At 37.4% G+C, this 16,354-nt stretch carries 12 protein-coding genes and 1 pseudogene; 8 read left to right on the plus strand and 5 right to left on the minus strand.

Annotated elements, in window-relative coordinates:
- Positions 1-3: 3 nt before the first annotated feature.
- Both LB452_RS03790 and LB452_RS03795 read right to left on the minus strand, forming a co-directional pair.
- Positions 4-1,494: a GH3 auxin-responsive promoter family protein gene (locus LB452_RS03790; RefSeq protein ID WP_224460390.1), complete on the minus strand. Its 1,491-nt coding sequence runs from the start codon at positions 1,492-1,494 to the stop codon at positions 4-6.
- Positions 1,495-1,503: 9 nt separating this feature from the next.
- Positions 1,504-2,376, minus strand: coding sequence for a M23 family metallopeptidase (locus LB452_RS03795; RefSeq protein ID WP_224460391.1), 873 nt, complete (start codon positions 2,374-2,376; stop codon positions 1,504-1,506).
- A 108-nt stretch (positions 2,377-2,484) separates the two neighbouring features.
- Between LB452_RS03795 and LB452_RS03800 the strand changes: the two genes are divergently transcribed.
- Positions 2,485-2,685: a Sec-independent protein translocase subunit TatA/TatB gene (locus LB452_RS03800; protein WP_224460392.1), complete on the plus strand. Its 201-nt coding sequence runs from the start codon at positions 2,485-2,487 to the stop codon at positions 2,683-2,685.
- A 43-nt stretch (positions 2,686-2,728) separates the two neighbouring features.
- Here the strand turns inward: LB452_RS03800 and LB452_RS03805 are convergent, their stop codons facing one another.
- Complete coding sequence (locus LB452_RS03805) at positions 2,729-3,493, minus strand: UDP-2,3-diacylglucosamine diphosphatase (RefSeq protein WP_224460393.1); 765 nt, start codon at positions 3,491-3,493, stop codon at positions 2,729-2,731.
- A gap of 294 nt (positions 3,494-3,787) precedes the next feature.
- Here LB452_RS03805 and LB452_RS03810 point away from each other — a divergent pair, with 294 nt between their 5' ends.
- The 4 genes from LB452_RS03810 (at position 3,788) to LB452_RS03825 (ending at position 10,429) form a co-directional block, all read left to right on the plus strand.
- Complete coding sequence (locus tag LB452_RS03810) at positions 3,788-4,474, plus strand: head GIN domain-containing protein (protein ID WP_224460394.1); 687 nt, start codon at positions 3,788-3,790, stop codon at positions 4,472-4,474.
- Positions 4,475-4,491: 17 nt separating this feature from the next.
- Positions 4,492-5,493, plus strand: a complete 1,002-nt coding sequence (locus LB452_RS03815; RefSeq protein WP_224460395.1) for a ligase-associated DNA damage response exonuclease — start codon at positions 4,492-4,494, stop codon at positions 5,491-5,493.
- Between the two features lie 368 nt (positions 5,494-5,861).
- The gene (locus LB452_RS03820) at positions 5,862-6,764 is read left to right on the plus strand and encodes an ABC transporter ATP-binding protein (RefSeq protein WP_224460396.1); all 903 of its coding nucleotides are present in this window, start codon (positions 5,862-5,864) and stop codon (positions 6,762-6,764) included.
- Between the two features lie 5 nt (positions 6,765-6,769).
- The gene (locus LB452_RS03825) at positions 6,770-10,429 is read left to right on the plus strand and encodes a M1 family aminopeptidase (RefSeq protein WP_224460397.1); all 3,660 of its coding nucleotides are present in this window, start codon (positions 6,770-6,772) and stop codon (positions 10,427-10,429) included.
- Between the two features lie 602 nt (positions 10,430-11,031).
- Here the strand turns inward: LB452_RS03825 and LB452_RS03830 are convergent.
- The gene (locus LB452_RS03830) at positions 11,032-11,604 is read right to left on the minus strand and encodes a MarC family protein (protein ID WP_224460398.1); all 573 of its coding nucleotides are present in this window, start codon (positions 11,602-11,604) and stop codon (positions 11,032-11,034) included.
- A gap of 166 nt (positions 11,605-11,770) precedes the next feature.
- On the opposite strand from LB452_RS03830, the gene LB452_RS03835 reads away from it, so the two are divergent.
- From LB452_RS03835 to LB452_RS03845, 3 genes are all read left to right on the plus strand, one after another.
- The gene (locus tag LB452_RS03835) at positions 11,771-12,340 is read left to right on the plus strand and encodes a DUF3109 family protein (RefSeq protein WP_224460399.1); all 570 of its coding nucleotides are present in this window, start codon (positions 11,771-11,773) and stop codon (positions 12,338-12,340) included.
- A gap of 212 nt (positions 12,341-12,552) precedes the next feature.
- Positions 12,553-13,533 (plus strand): ribonucleotide-diphosphate reductase subunit beta, encoded by a 981-nt coding sequence (locus LB452_RS03840; protein ID WP_224460400.1) that lies wholly within the window; start codon positions 12,553-12,555, stop codon positions 13,531-13,533.
- A gap of 85 nt (positions 13,534-13,618) precedes the next feature.
- On the plus strand, positions 13,619-16,066 hold the full coding sequence (locus LB452_RS03845) for a ribonucleoside-diphosphate reductase subunit alpha (protein WP_224460401.1): 2,448 nt from the start codon (positions 13,619-13,621) through the stop codon (positions 16,064-16,066).
- 62 nt (positions 16,067-16,128) lie between these two features.
- Here the strand turns inward: LB452_RS03845 and LB452_RS03850 are convergent.
- Positions 16,129-16,354: pseudogene (locus tag LB452_RS03850) on the minus strand (hypothetical protein); the annotation flags it as partial.

Raw genomic sequence — 16,354 nt, forward strand, 5'->3', positions numbered from 1 at the left:
AATCTAAATTTGTTTTTCTAATTCTTGTGCTATTTTTCTATCGTTGGAAAGTCTAGGCACTTTATTTTGACCTCCAAGTTTGCCAACAGACTTCATATATTCCTGAAACCCATTTTTCGGAACATTTGTAATCACCAAAGTCCTTAACATATTTCCTTTAACAAGGTCTTTATAATAGGAATTTTGCTCCTGAAGCAATTTATCGATTCTATCTGCAAATGCTTCAAAATCATTGGGTTCTTTTTGAAATTCTATAAACCATTCATGGTACGGCAGACCTTCTTTTGGAGTGATTTGCGGAGCAACTGTAAATTCATTGATTTGCACATTAAATTCTTCTGAAGCTTGAATGATTGATTTTTCTACTTCTTGGGCAATTACATGTTCTCCAAAAGCTGAAGTAAAGTGTTTGATTCGACCAGAAACTTTCAATCGATATGGTTTTGTATCTGTAAACATGACGGTATCTCCAACATTGTATCGCCATAAGCCCGCATTAGTAGAAATCACCATCACGTAATTCACACCAACCTCAACCTCTCCTATCGTAAGAATATCAGGGTTTTCATCAAAAAATTCATCTGCTTTAATAAACTCGTAAAACATGCCTGAGTCTAGTTGCAAAAGCATACCCTCCTCTTTCCGAGAATCCTGAAAAGCAAAAAAACCTTCAGATGCAGGATATAGCTCTATGCTATCCACAGATTTACCTATCAGGTTTTCAAATTTGGACCGATAGGGTTCGTAATTCACACCTCCGTAAATGAAAAGTTGCAGATTCGGAAACAACTCTCCTATTGTTTTTCCTGTTTTCTGATGAAGCTTCTCGAAGTAAGTTTGAACCCAGGAAGGTATTCCACTTATAATGGTCATATCTTGATCATAAGTCTCCTCAACTATAGCGTCAATTTTTTCGTTCCAGTCGTCTATTGAATTGGTTTTCCAGCTTGGGAGTCTGTTTTTTTGAAGATACGCAGGAATAAAATGAGCAACAATTCCAGATAGTCGCCCAAAGTAGATTCCATTTTTTTCTTCCAATTCCGGGCTGCCTTGTAAGAAAATCATTTTTCCATCTACAAAACTAGAATTTCCTGTTTCCTCGATATAGCTGAGAATTGCATTTCTCGCAGCATTGGTATGGTTTGGAATTGACTCTTTGGTCAGTGGAATATATTTTGCACCGCTGGTTGTCCCTGAAGTTTTCGCAAAATATAGCGGTTTTCCTGGCCACAAAACATCTTTTTCACCATCTACAACTCTATCAACATAAGGCTTTAACTCTTCATAATCCTGAATGGGGACATTATCAAAAAAATCTTTAAATGTTTCGATCTTATCAAAGTTATGATCCTGACCAAACTTGGTTCTTCGACCTTCTTTAATTAGATTTTTAAATACCTTCAACTGAGTTTGCTCTGGTTGAGAAGACCAGCTTTCAACTTGAGATGAAATGTATTTTGCAAATAATTTTGCACCAAACGATTTTATCGACATATATAAATTCTATTCAAAATTGATGTAATCTGAAGGATTTACGGGATATCCATCTACCCAGAGTTCAAAATGCAAATGAGGCCCATAAGAATATTCTCCCGTATCGCCAACTACAGCAATGGCTTCACCTGCTGTAACCAGATCTCCCTGACTTTTTAATAGTGAGTCATTGTGTTTATAAACAGAAATTAGCCCAAAGCTATGTTCTATAATAATGACATATCCTGTATCTACGGTCCACTCTGCAAAAATAACGGTACCGTCTAGTGTAGCTTTCACGGGCTCGTTCTTTTCTGTCACAATATCGACCGCATAATGTTTTTGCTCTGCATTATAAATTTCGGAGACCCTTCCGGAAACTGGAGGAAACAAGGTGAAATTTGTATTGAAGGTAGCCTTTTCAAGCAAACTGTATTTATCTTCCTGCTCTACTTTTACTCTCAAAATAGAATCTTGCTCAGAAGCAGATAGATTAACCGATTCCGGGTCTACAGGCTTTGTATTATTTAAGCTGTAAGACATTTCAGTATCTAGTGAATCCACTTTACCACTTAAAACATTTCGTATAGATTGAAAGTATGCTGAATTTTTATCAACTACCGTTGTGAGAGAGTCTACAACCAGGGTAAGCCGTGTTGCTTTATTCTTTAAAGCTGTGGAAGAGTATCCAGGTATATACTCTCTTACTGGAGTAAAAGCAATTAAAAGAGCAGTTCCTGATACAAGGAGTAAAGCTGAAATTGTAGATAATATAATAACATTAAGTTTTGATAACTGAAAGGATAACCTTTCCTCAAATGTATCTTCATTCAAAATCACCAAACGGTACTTATGAAGCAGTTTCTGCTTGATTTTTCGCTTATCTTTTTTGGGTGATTCCATAGTTTTAAAACTCTTACAAAGATAGAATAAAGTTAATTTATGTAGGTTTTAGATTCATAAACCTTTGATTTAGATTTTTATCACTAATTTTGTAGCAAATTTAAAGCTATGAATGCACTTAATGTTATAATGGGAATGGTAGGACCATGGCAATGGGTTATCATTGGTATTGCAATCCTTCTACTTTTTGGTGGAAAGAAAATACCAGAATTGATGAGAGGTTTGGGTAGCGGCATCAAAGAATTTAAAGATGCATCCAAAGAAGATGACACTAGCGAAACAAATAATGAATCAAAGTCTATCAAATAGATTTTCGATTAACTTTTTATATATGACCCTGTTTACATTGTATTCAGGGTTTTTTATTAAGTTTTTCTAATGAAAACTCGTTCCCGTCAAATACTCCAAAAGTGTAGTGTGCAATCCAATCGCCTAGATTGATATACTTTGAATGTTCTCCAACTTGTATTTCCATTGGCAAATGGCGATGTCCGAATACAAAATAGTCATAATGCTCATCTTCCAGTTTGCGCTTGGCATACTGTGCCAGCCATTCATTTTCCTCACCTAGAAACTTAGCATCTTCGTCTCCAGAAATCAGTTTGTTTTTTACTGAAAGATGCTTAGCTAATCTGACTCCCAAGTCTGGATGTAACCATTTAAACAACCATTTTGAAATAGGATGAGTAAATACTTTTTTCATGCGTTTGTAACCTTTATCGCCTGGACCAAGTCCATCGCCATGACCTAGAAAAAACTTTTTTGAATTAAATTCAAAAACCTGGGGTTTATAAAACACTGGTATATTAAGCTCATCTTTAAAATAGTCTTTCATCCACAAATCGTGATTCCCTACAAAATAATAAATCTCAATTCCAGAATCTTTCAGCTCTGCCAATTTCCCGAGAGTTCTCACAAAACCTTTGGGAACAACTTCCTTATACTCAAACCAAAAATCGAATAAATCTCCAAGTAAGAAAATAGCGTGCGCATCAACTTTGATATGGTCTAGCCAAGAAATAAATATTTTTTCACGCTTGAGGCTTTCAGAATGTGTTGGAGCACCTAGATGATTATCACTGGAAAAGTATATCTTTTTGCCTTCAGGAAGTTTCATTTATTTTAAATCTGGCTCAAATATACTGAAAGGATTAAAAACGTCAAGTCAAAGGGAATTAAGTCTTCGGGTTTTGAATCATGGAATAAAGAATAAATTCACACGATGAAGAAACAGGAGAATAGAACAAAGACACTTGGTAAAGGAATAATTAATACTAATTTCAAAATTTGACATTTTCACTTCACCTACTTTCCTAAATCCTACTGCCTTCTCATACAAGTTTTAGGTTTAATTTAATGTGGCTGCAAGAGATATTCCTGTATTTTTGAAATCAACCAGAATCAAAAGACCATGAAATTCAAGATCAGTATTATAACCTGTTTATTTTTAATAGCCTCTACTTCAGTTTTAGCTCAAGTAAAATCAGTAGTGCCCGGCAAAGACTTTAGTAGCATAAGAGTATCCACGGGACTTTTTGTTGAAATCGTAACCAATTCAGAAGAAAATAAAATTGAGGTGAAAGGACCTCAACGTGATAAAGTGAACATTGAAGTCAAAAAAGGTGAATTGCAACTTAGCTTGCCTGTAGGTCAAATTTTTTCTGAAGCTGAGATTCTTGTTACAGTTTACGCCAAGGACTTCCAGGAACTTAAAGTAAGAAGTGGTTCTGAAGTCGAATTCATTACCAAAGTGAAGCAAAAAGAATTACGCTTAATTGCTTCTGAAGGCAGCTACATTGGTGGCGATTTGGAATTGGAAAGCTTAACGGTGAAATCCGTAACCGGTGCCAGCGTGAGTTTGATTGGTGTAGCCAATACCACTAGCATCGAAGTTAAAACTGGAGGTTCTTTCGACGGAGATGATTTAATTACTAAAACGACTAGCGTAAGTGTAAGCTACGGTGGTGAGGCTACTGTTCATACCACCAACACTTGCTCTGCAAGCGTAACTGCTGGCGGGAATATTACAGTCTACGGAAATCCTGAGACCATAAGCCAAAGTGTAAAACTCGGTGGTGAGATAAATGTTATAGAATAAAAGAGAGTCCTGAGCACATGAAAGAACCTTTACTAGCGTTCAATCAAAATGGAATTTACTGCGCCGCAGCAGATGTCTATCTGGATCCCTGGCGTAAAGTCGATAAAGCAATTATCTCCCACGGTCATGCCGATCATTCCCGGTGGGGGAATAAAAAATACATCACCCATCATGATAATATTCCCATCATGAAACACCGATTGGGAGACATTGATGTGGATGGTAAAGCTTATGGCGAAACCTTTACGATCAATAATGTCAAGTTCAGTTTGCATCCAGCTGGCCATGTGATTGGCAGTTCACAAATTCGTGTGGAACACAAAGGCGAGGTTTGGGTGTTTACGGGCGACTACAAGGATGAAGTGGACGGGGTTTCCACGCCTTTTGAACCTGTGAAATGCGATACATTCATCACCGAATGTACGTTTGGTTTACCTGCATTTAAGTGGAAGCCACAGGCTGAAGTGATGAGTGACATCAATGAGTGGTGGGCAGAAAATAAAACGGAAGGACGAACTTCTGTGTTGTTTGGCTATTCTCTTGGTAAAGCGCAACGCCTTCTCAAACACCTCAATCCCGACATTGGAAAAATCTACACTCACGGCGCTATTGAAAATATGACGGAAGTCTTAAGAGACATCGTCGATTTTCCTGAAACCATCCGAGTAACCAGAGAGACCACCAAAAAAGAAATCAATGGAAACCTAGTCCTCGCCCCTCCAAGCGCTCACGGCGGCACCTGGATCCGTAAAATGGTGCCATATGTGACAGCTTCGGCCAGTGGATGGATGACTTTTCGGGGGGCCAGACGCCGACGTGCTATCGACAAAGGCTTTGTAATGAGCGACCATTGTGATTGGGATGGGTTGCTGAACAGTATTAAAGCAACCGGCTGTGAAAAGGTAATCTGCACCCACGGCTATACCGATATTTTTTCAAAGTATTTACGGGAAATCGGCTACGATGCCAGAACTGAAGCTACGCAGTATGAAGGCGAGTCTGTAGATTCGGATTTATAAATTCCTTAGGTGATTCAACTTAGTTTTTTACATTGACTAAAGTGCTTGACAATAATATTTTACTCGAAATTAAATTTGGATTACAAGACCTCACAGGTTTTTAAAACCTGTGAGATCTTGATACATGATGTTTTTGATAGGTACTTGAAAAGTTTTACATATCGGTATAATAAGCTTGTTGACTTTGAGAACCTTCTTAGCTATCTTTTCGTAAAATTATTCTCTGAACGTCAACTTATTTCGCTTTCTGAAGATTGGTGGTTTAATTGAAATCGATAATCTTCAATCTACGAATATTCCTTTATCTGTAACATTTTACTGAAATTGGTACTTATAACATAGCTTTATATGTTTTAAAAACCAATCCTATGAATCAACTTCGCTTACTCAATGTATCCAAAACTTACAAAAACGGGGTTAAAGCCCTGGATGATGTTTCTATCGAAATTAACTCTGGCATGTTCGGACTTTTAGGTCCCAACGGAGCGGGAAAGTCTACGCTGATGAGGACCATTGCAACTTTACAGCAACCCGACTCGGGGGAAATTTACCTGGATGACATCGATATTCTCAATCAAAAAATGGAATTACGAAAAGTCTTGGGTTATCTACCTCAATCTTTTGGGGTGTATCCAAAACTTTCAGCCGAAAAACTTCTGCACTATTTTGCTGAATTGAAGGGACTTTCCAATAAAGCGGAACGTAAACAGATTGTGGATTATGCACTAGAAGTCACCAATTTGTATGATGTCAAAAACAAACATGTTGCTGGCTATTCTGGTGGAATGAAACAACGTTTTGGAATTGCTCAATTATTACTCAATAATCCTAAACTCATCATCGTCGATGAGCCGACAGCGGGCTTGGATCCCGCAGAGCGTCATCGTTTCCTCAATGTATTGAGGGAAATTGGCACCAATCATATTGTGATTCTTTCCACACACATCGTGGATGATGTGAAAGAATTATGTACCGACATGGCTATTTTGAATGGTGGTAAACTTCTTTGTCACAAAAAACCAATCGATGCAGTTTTAGATCTAAAAGATAAAATCTGGGGGCTTACAATTGATAGGGAAAGTGTTGAAAGATATGAGTCTGAATACAATATTATATCAACGAATTACAATCAGGATAATTCGTTGAACATTCGCGTTTATGGAGAAACCAGCCCGGGCGATGAATTTATGAAAGTAGAGCCCGATTTGAGCGATGTCTATTTTGTTCATCTCAAAGGCGATGAAGTGGAAGCTACTAACCCTCAATCTTAAGCCTTATGTTTTCAAAAATCTTCAAGTTTGAGATCAAGTCCTGGTTCCAAGCTCCTATCACTTACATCTATTCGGTCATCATGTTCATCTTTGCCTTTTTAATGATGGCATCGGCAGGTGGACTTTTCGATAATTTTACGGTAACAACGACCTCACCGACCTATGAAAATTCGGCTTTGGCCATCAACGGTATGATCAACGTTTTGAGCGTTTTTTTATATTTCTTATTGCCTTCCATTGTGGGAGCTTCTATCAACAAAGACTTTAAATACGACATGCATCAAGTGTTGTATTCATATCCCATTTCAAAAGCAAGCTACTTATTTGGTAAGTTTTTAAGCGCCATGAGTATCGTCATCGGCATTATTTTATTGATTTGCCTTGGTGTCTATATCGGTACTATTTTTCCTGGCACTAATCCCGATTTGTTTACTGATTTTGATATTTGGAATTACGTCCAACCTCTGCTCATTTTCGTTATTCCGAACATATTGCTATACGGCGCCGTAGTTTTTGCCGTAGTAACCTTTTCGAGGAATATTTTTATAGGATTCATAAGTGTTTTGATATTGATCACTATCCAAAGTTTTGCTCAAAGCCTTACTGCAGATATTGACAATAAGACACTTTCTGCCCTCATCGATCCCCTAGGTGCTCAGGCTTTAGGTTTGGAAACCGAATATTGGACGGTTTTTGAAAGAAATAATAACCCTTTGCCTTTTGAAGGTTACATCATTTACAACCGCTTGCTCTGGGCAGCTATCAGTATTCTGATTTTTTCTTTTGTCTTTTTCAAATTTAAATTCAATCAACAGGCCATTCAATTCAAACTTTTTAAAAGTAAAGCAGAGCGAGTGATTAAGCGAAATTTTGGAAGTTTGATTCGTATCCAATTACCTCATGCCGAAAAAGCCTACCATTTTAAGCATTGGCTAAAGATGGCCTGGAAACACAGTAATTTTGAAGCGAGATATATTTTCAAAAACTGGGTGTTTATTTCTTTTGCTATCGTGACTTTGATTATTACCTTATCTACGCTGGCAGTCCGGACGCCTATTTATGGTACTTCAACCTATCCCGTCACTCGAGAATTAATGCAAAATGCATCTGGAGTAGTGAGTGGATTTATAATTATCATCACCTTTCTTCTTGTGGGAATGCTGGTCAACAGAGCAAAAAGCTCAAACATGAATCAGCTTGTGGATGTTACCCCTTTTCCTAACTGGTCGTTTCTGCTGGCAAAATTCATTGCTATTTTCAAGATGCAGGCTTCTTTTTACATTTTGGCCTTGGTTTTAGCGGTAGGTGTTCAAGTCTACAATGAATATTACAAGCTGGAGTTGGATTTATACCTGTTTCAGTTTTTTGCCATCGATTACCTGAGAGTACTGGCGTGGACGGTCATGGCCTTCCTGTTTCACAGCCTTATAAAAAATCACATTGTCGGTTTTATATCGCTTTTAGCATTTTTGATATTACTTGGCTTCTTTCCACAATTTGGTATCGAACAAAGTATCTTCAGATTTAATTCAGGTGGTGGTGCTACTTACTCTGATATGGTGGGTTATGGTCCAGGCTTAAAAGTGTTTTATGTCTACAGACTGTATTGGTTTTCTTTAGCAGCCGTATTGTATATACTAGCAATCATATTTTATCGCAGAGGTGTTTCCTATTCTGCGAAACAAAGAATAGAGCTTGCTCAGGAAAAAATGAACCCTTTATACAAATCAATTATTGCGGTTTGTTTGGTCATGTTTGTGGGGCTTGGTTCCTGGATTTATTATAATGATAATGTCATCAATGAACGCCTTTCTGGAAACGAACGCGAGCTGCTACAGGTGCAGTATGAAAAGCAATATAGCCATTTGAAAATGCTGAATTCGCCTCGAATCACCAGCATCAATATTAATTTAGATTTGTTTCCAGACATCCGAGATTTCAAAGCCAAAGGTGAATTTATTCTGAAAAACAAAACTGAACAACCTATTGATTCTATTTTGGTTAATCTAAATGATTATTACGTTCAAAGTTATGCTTTGGATAAGGAAGGAAAAGCGATTTTAAAAGATACGGTTTACGACTTTGAGATTTTCAAATTTGATAAAAGTCTACTTCCAGGTGAGGAAGTGACATTTACTTTTTACATGAGAAATAAACCTAATACTATTTTGAATAACAATTCGCCTGTAAGAACTAATGGCACGTTCATCAACAACCGAATATTTCCAAGTTTTGGGTATAGCGAAGGCTATGAAATCTCCAATAACAAGACTAGAGAGAAATACGATCTTGAGCTTAAAGAACGTATGAAATCCCCCTACGATTCTACCGCTTTAGGCAATACGTATCTTACCGATGATGCCGACTGGATCGATTTTGAAACGACAGTATCCACTTCCAAAAACCAGATTGCTATTGCTCCAGGTTATCTTCAAGAGGAGTGGGAAGACGGCGAGCGGAGGTATTTCCATTATAAAATGGATAAAAAAATACTGAATTTTTACGCGTTTAATTCTGCAGAATATGAAGTTTATGAAGACCAATGGAACGATGTGAATCTTCAGGTGTTCTATCACAAACCCCACGACTATAATATTGATAGAATGATAAGTGGCGCCAAAAAAGCCCTGGACTATTATTCTGAAAACTTCAGTCCCTACCAATTTAAACAGCTGCGTATTTTAGAATTCCCGCTGACTTCTGGGTCGTTTGCACAATCCTTTGCTAATACGGTTCCTTATTCTGAAGCTATCGGTTTTATTGCTAAAGTAGATGATGAGGATGATGATAGTGTCGACTATCCTTTTAGCGTTACAGCCCACGAAGTGGCCCACCAATGGTGGGCACATCAGGTTATTGGTGCGGATGTCCGCGGAGCCACTTTACTTTCTGAAAGTATGTCGGAATACAGTTCACTAAAAGTTTTGGAAAGAGAATATGGCGCACAGCAAATGCGCGTATTCCTGAAAGATGCTTTGGATAGGTACCTAAGAGGACGACGTTTTGAAAGCCAAAAGGAATTGCCATTGATGCTGAATGAAAATCAGCAGTATATCCATTATAACAAAGGCTCTTTGGTACTTTATGCGATGAGTGATTATTTAGGTGAGGAAAAAATGAATAGGATTTTGGAATCATATATCGATAAAGTTGCTTTTCAGGAACCGCCTTATACCACCTCTGTCGAATTTGTGAATCTTCTAAAACAAAACACACCGGATTCACTTCAATATTTGGTGAAGGATATGTTTGAAACGATAACACTTTATGACAACCGAATAACTGAAGCAACGTCTGATACTTTGGATAATGGAACCTATGAAGTAAAATTGAAAGCCTATGCCCAGAAGTACAGATCTTCGGAAAAAGGAGAGAAAATCTTTTCCAATGCTGAAGGCGAAAGCATAGGTTTTGAGACTGAAAAAGACACTTTAGAGTCGCTTCCGCTCCGGGATTATATTGAAATTGGAGTTTTTGGAGAAACCGATGAAACGATAGACGGTGTTAAAAAAGAAAATGTATTGTATCTGAAAAAGCATCTCATTTCTGAAATTAACAATGAATTTACCATTATTGTAGATGAAAAACCTATAGAGGTCGGCATCGATCCTTACAACAAGTTGATTGATACAGATTCTGGAGATAATCGGATGAAGGTGGAGTAAATGTAAGAAGTAGAATATTAGATCTTAGAAAAAAGAGTCAACTGGTCAACCTGCCCGACTAGCGTCAGTCAGGCGGGCTGGTTAACAATTAAAATTCTAGGTCTTGATAAGCAATTTTAAAATGGAAAATTTGAAATATAAAATTCACTACGAATGCTTGCGTGAGGGATAGAAGTGGAAAGCCCAGGATGTAAAGCTTTTTAAAAATAAAGCCTTGTAAAGCAACCAACGGAAGCTCTTGCTAGGCTTATATTTTTTGGCTTTACTGAACTGGCTTGAAACGGATAGCCCGACCCCCAATCCCCAAAGCTTTGGGGAGGGGGTCACGTCCTAAAAACCAAAAAAGCTTCTCAAGAAAATTCCTGAGAAGCTTTTTAATTAGGTCAAAATACCTTTTACTCGTCGTACTTTTCCTTCAGCTTTCTTGATAACAACAAAATAAAGAGTAAAACTATAATACACAGGCATACTAAAATTCCCAGAACACCTGTAAAGCTCTTTTTATCTCCTACCAGATCATCAGGGTTTACAAGAGTCCCGCTGAAAATCATTAGTCCAACTGACGAAAGCATTAAGAAATAAATAAAATACTTCATAAATTTTTAATTGAATAAACTCTGAATGTTCGTTGCGAATAATTTTACCGCAATGGCTAGCAAAATTACGCCAAATATCTTCCTAATCACAGAAATCCCCTGATTTCCAAGAATTTTTTCGATTTTTTTGGATGACTTTAAGACAGCATAAACAACTATGACGTTCAAAATAATAGCAGCAATGATATTTGGTGTATCAAATTCGGATTTTAAAGACAAAATGGAAGTCATCGTTCCCGCGCCAGCAATCAAAGGAAATGCTAAAGGAACAATAGCCGCGGTTTCTGGAGCGTCGTCTTTGTAAAGTTGTATCCCAAGAATCATTTCAATGGCCAGAAAAAATATAATAAACGCTCCTGCCACAGCAAAAGAGTTCACATCGATGCCTATCAAATTTAGGATGGTTTCTCCCACAAAAAGAAAAACAATCATCAAAATACAAGCGACAATCGACGCTTTTTCGCTTTGGATATGGCCTACTTTTTTTCTTAAGTCTACAATAATAGGAATGCTGCCTACAATATCTATTACTGCAAAAAGAATCATTCCGGCAGTGAAAATCTGTTTAAAATCAAACATAATGGTCTTCTGTAATTTTTTGCAAAAGTAATTCTGATCTATGGATTGACAATCTCATAAAATCTTGTGAACAACAATTTTTTGTTAAATATTTTATGCTGAATTCGCCTTAGGAAAAGACTTTAAATTTTGAGTTATAACTTCATAATTGAATTAACTTTGGAAAATGATTAAAATTGGTAAAACCCTTATTTCTGAAGCTATTATAGATAACGAATTTGCATGTAATCTATCCGCTTGTAAAGGAGAATGTTGTGTAGCCGGAGATGCTGGAGCTCCACTGGATGAGCACGAACTGGACATCTTAAAGACTATTTATCCTAAAGTAAAACCCTATTTGAGAGCTGAAGGCATACAAGCCATCGAGGAACAAGGCACTCACATAATGTCCGACTTTGAAGAGCCGGAAACTCCACTGGTTGAAGGAAAGGAATGTGCTTATGTCAACTTTACTGAAAATGGTACTGCACTCTGCGGTATAGAGTCTGCCTACAGGGCTGGTGAGATCGATTTTAAAAAACCCGTTTCTTGTGAACTCTATCCTGTACGTATTCAAAAATTGTCGGAACTGCAAGCAGTGAATTATGACAAATGGAGTATTTGCAGTGATGCCTGCGATCTTGGAAAAACATTACAAATGCCAGTCTATAAATTCACAAAAAACGCTCTGATTCGAAAATTTGGTGAAAACTGGTATTCAAAATTAGAAGCAAGAGCAACAGAAATAAACTCATAGCATTTCTTATGTGTTCTGTTTTACGATTAAAATTCAACAAATCATAAAATTGATTTTTTTAATAATCCATAGCTTATAATTGACAGGGTCCGAGAGCAATTGTGGATAACTTTGTGGATAACTTTAGGCGTGTTTCAATCGATTTTTAGTGTTTTATTTTCATATTTGTTTAGAACATATTCAAATAATAAACCTCTCAAAACCACAAACCTATGGCGCAGATTGAACCTATCTTAGAAGAAAATGAAAATAGATTTGTCCTTTTCCCTATTAAACATCACGATATTTGGGAATGGTATAAAAAGTGTGAAGCCAGTTTCTGGACTGCAGAAGAAATTGATTTACACCAAGACCTTTCCGATTGGAAAAATAAGCTAAATGAAGATGAGCAGTATTTTATAAAACACATTCTTGCTTTCTTCGCTGCATCCGATGGAATCGTCAATGAAAATCTTGCTGAAAACTTCGTGAACGAGGTACAATATACTGAAGCCAAATTTTTCTACGGCTTCCAAATCATGATGGAAAACATCCATTCTGAAACCTATTCGTTATTGATCGATACCTATGTAGATGACGATAAAGAAAAAGATCAGCTATTCAAAGCTATCGAGAATTTCCCAGCGATTAAGAAAAAGGCTGACTGGGCCTTGAAGTGGATAGAATCCGATTCTTTTGCTGAACGTTTGATCGCTTTTGCAGCAGTAGAGGGAATCTTCTTTTCTGGCGCTTTCTGCTCTATTTTCTGGTTAAAGAAAAGAGGTTTGATGCCAGGTCTTACATTTTCAAACGAGTTGATCTCTCGAGATGAAGGTGTTCACTGTGACTTCGCAGTACACCTACATAATGAGCATTTAGTGAACAAAGTTTCAAAAGAGCGAATCAGAGAGATCATTGTGGATGCCCTTAACATTGAAAGAGAATTTGTTACTGAATCACTCCCAGTAAGTTTGATAGGTATGAATTCCAACTTGATGACTCAGTACCTCGAATTTGTCGCAGATAGACTTCTATTCGAATTGGGTTGTGATAAGGAATATGGCACTGCCAATCCTTTTGACTTTATGGATATGATTTCACTTCAGGGGAAAACCAACTTCTTCGAAAAACGTGTTGGTGAATATCAAAAAGCAGGAGTCATGAACAAGAATAAAGAAGAAGACAGCAAAATTAGTTTCGACGCTGATTTCTAGTTTTTTTTAAAAATTCTAGCTTTTTAAAATTACGATTATTAACTACCAGGAGTCCTTGGGCTCTATATATTAAACACTATCTACTATGCACGTCATTAAAAGAAACGGACAAAAAGAGCCTGTAATGTTCGACAAAATTACAGCACGAATTAGAAAACTTTGCTATGGATTAAACCCTCTTGTGGAACCTCCCAAAGTCGCAATGCGTGTCATAGAAGGTCTTTATGATGGTGTAACCACAAGTGAGCTTGATAATTTGGCAGCAGAGATAGCCGCAACAATGACCGTGAGTCATCCGGACTATGCGCATTTAGCAGCTAGAATCTCGGTGTCCAATCTTCACAAAAACACCAAAAAAACGTTTAGTGAGGTGATGACCGATCTTTACGAGTATGTAAACCCTCGTAACAATAAAAAGTCTCCACTTATTGCCGAGGATGTATACAAGATCATCAACGATAATAAAGAAGAAATCGATTCGAGAATTATCTACAGTAGAGATTTCAATTACGATTATTTCGGATTTAAAACTTTGGAACGCTCTTATCTATTAAAATTAAATGGTAAGATAGCCGAACGTCCACAGCATATGTTGATGCGTGTGTCCATTGGCATTCACGGTGAAGATTTGGAATCTGCCATGGAGACTTATGAGCTGATGTCTAAAAAATACTTTACTCACGCCACACCTACCTTATTTAATTCGGGAACACCAAAACCACAAATGTCTTCATGTTTCTTGTTAACAATGAAAGACGATAGTATTGATGGGATTTATGATACCTTAAAGCAAACAGCCAAAATTTCACAATCTGCCGGTGGTATTGGTTTGTCTATACATAACATTAGAGCTACAGGCTCTTACATTGCAGGAACTAACGGAACTTCCAATGGAATTGTTCCAATGTTGAAGGTCTTTAATGATACGGCGCGATATGTTGACCAAGGTGGAGGCAAGCGAAAAGGTTCTTTTGCCATGTATGTAGAGCCATGGCATGCTGATATTTTTAGCTTTTTAGATTTAAAGAAAAACCACGGAGCAGAAGAAATGAGAGCGCGTGACTTGTTCTACGCCATGTGGATTCCGGATTTATTCATGAAACGTGTCGAAGAAAATTCAACCTGGACGTTAATGTGTCCTAACGAATGCCCAGACCTTTACAATGTTCATGGGGATGAGTTTGAAGAGCTATACCTAAAGTACGAAAGCGAAAAGAAAGGACGTAAGACCATCAAAGCAAGAGAGCTTTGGGAGAAAATCCTGGAATCTCAAATAGAGACAGGAACGCCTTACATGCTGTATAAAGATTCAGCTAACCGCAAGTCCAATCAGAAAAATTTAGGGACGATTCGTTCTTCCAACTTGTGTACGGAAATAATGGAATACACCAGTCCAGATGAGGTGGCTGTATGTAATTTAGCATCCATCGCTTTGCCGATGTTTGTGAAAAACGACAGCTTCGATCATAAAGAACTGTATAAAATCACCAAACAGGTCATCAAAAACCTCAACAAGGTTATTGATAGAAACTACTATCCTGTCAAAGAAGCTGAAAATTCCAACATGCGTCACAGACCAGTTGGATTGGGTGTTCAAGGATTGGCCGATGCGTTTATCATGTTAAGAATGCCTTTTACTTCTGATGAGGCTAAGAAATTGAATCAGGATATTTTCGAAACTTTATATTTTGCCGCTGTAGAATCTTCTATGGAATTAGCAAAAGCTGAAGGTCCTTATTCTTCTTACGAAGGTTCACCTATCAGTAAAGGAGAATTTCAATACAACCTTTGGGGATTAAAAGATAAAGACCTCAGCGGTCGATGGGACTGGAGCAAACTGAGAGATAAAGTGATGAAGCACGGTGTGCGTAACTCTTTATTGATGGCGCCAATGCCAACCGCTTCTACTTCTCAAATTTTAGGTAACAATGAGGCATTTGAGCCTTACACCTCAAACATTTATACCAGACGTGTTCTTTCAGGTGAATTCATAGTAGTAAACAAACACCTATTGAAGGATCTTGTTGCTTTAGGTCTATGGAATGACGATGTAAAAGATGCAATCATGAGAGCCAACGGTTCTGTTCAGGGCATCGACATCATTCCAGACGATATCAAAGAGTTGTATAAAACGGTTTGGGAATTATCCATGAAAGACATCATCGATATGTCCAGACATAGAGGTTACTTCATCGATCAATCGCAGTCGCTTAACTTATTTATGGAAGGGGCAACCTTTGCTAAGTTGACGTCGATGCATTTCTATGCCTGGAAAAGCGGACTTAAGACTGGAATGTATTACTTAAGAACTAAGTCTGCTGTAGATGCGATTAAGTTCACATTGAAAAACGAAAAGAAGGAAAAACAAGTTCCTAGTGAGGTTGCTGAAAAAGCAGCTAGAACTTATCAGGAAGCACAAAGCCAACAAGTAAAAGTGTCTGATGATTCTTCATTGAGTCCGGAAGAATTGAAAGCTTTGATTAAGCAATCCAAAGAATCTGAAGGCGATGATTGCCTGATGTGCGGATCTTAAAAATAGGATATTTGTCTCGTCCTAAATAACCGATACAGATTATTAGACATTAAATTTATAATTTAAACCTTAACGATGCTAGCATCGTTAAGGTTTTTTGATTTATACGACTTTATTTTGAGTTTGTTTTGCTTGTGCATTTCCATCGGAGTTAACATATCATTAGATAAATGTGGTCTGAGATTATTGTAAATACTGACTGCATCAGCGATAAGCTTTTTCTTTAATGTCATATCCTTTATGTTTTTAGCAATGTTGAACTCTTGTTTAAGTATACCATTGATTCTC

This window comes from Psychroflexus longus (assembly GCF_020164595.1).
Taxonomy (GTDB): Bacteria; Bacteroidota; Bacteroidia; order Flavobacteriales; family Flavobacteriaceae; genus Psychroflexus; species Psychroflexus longus.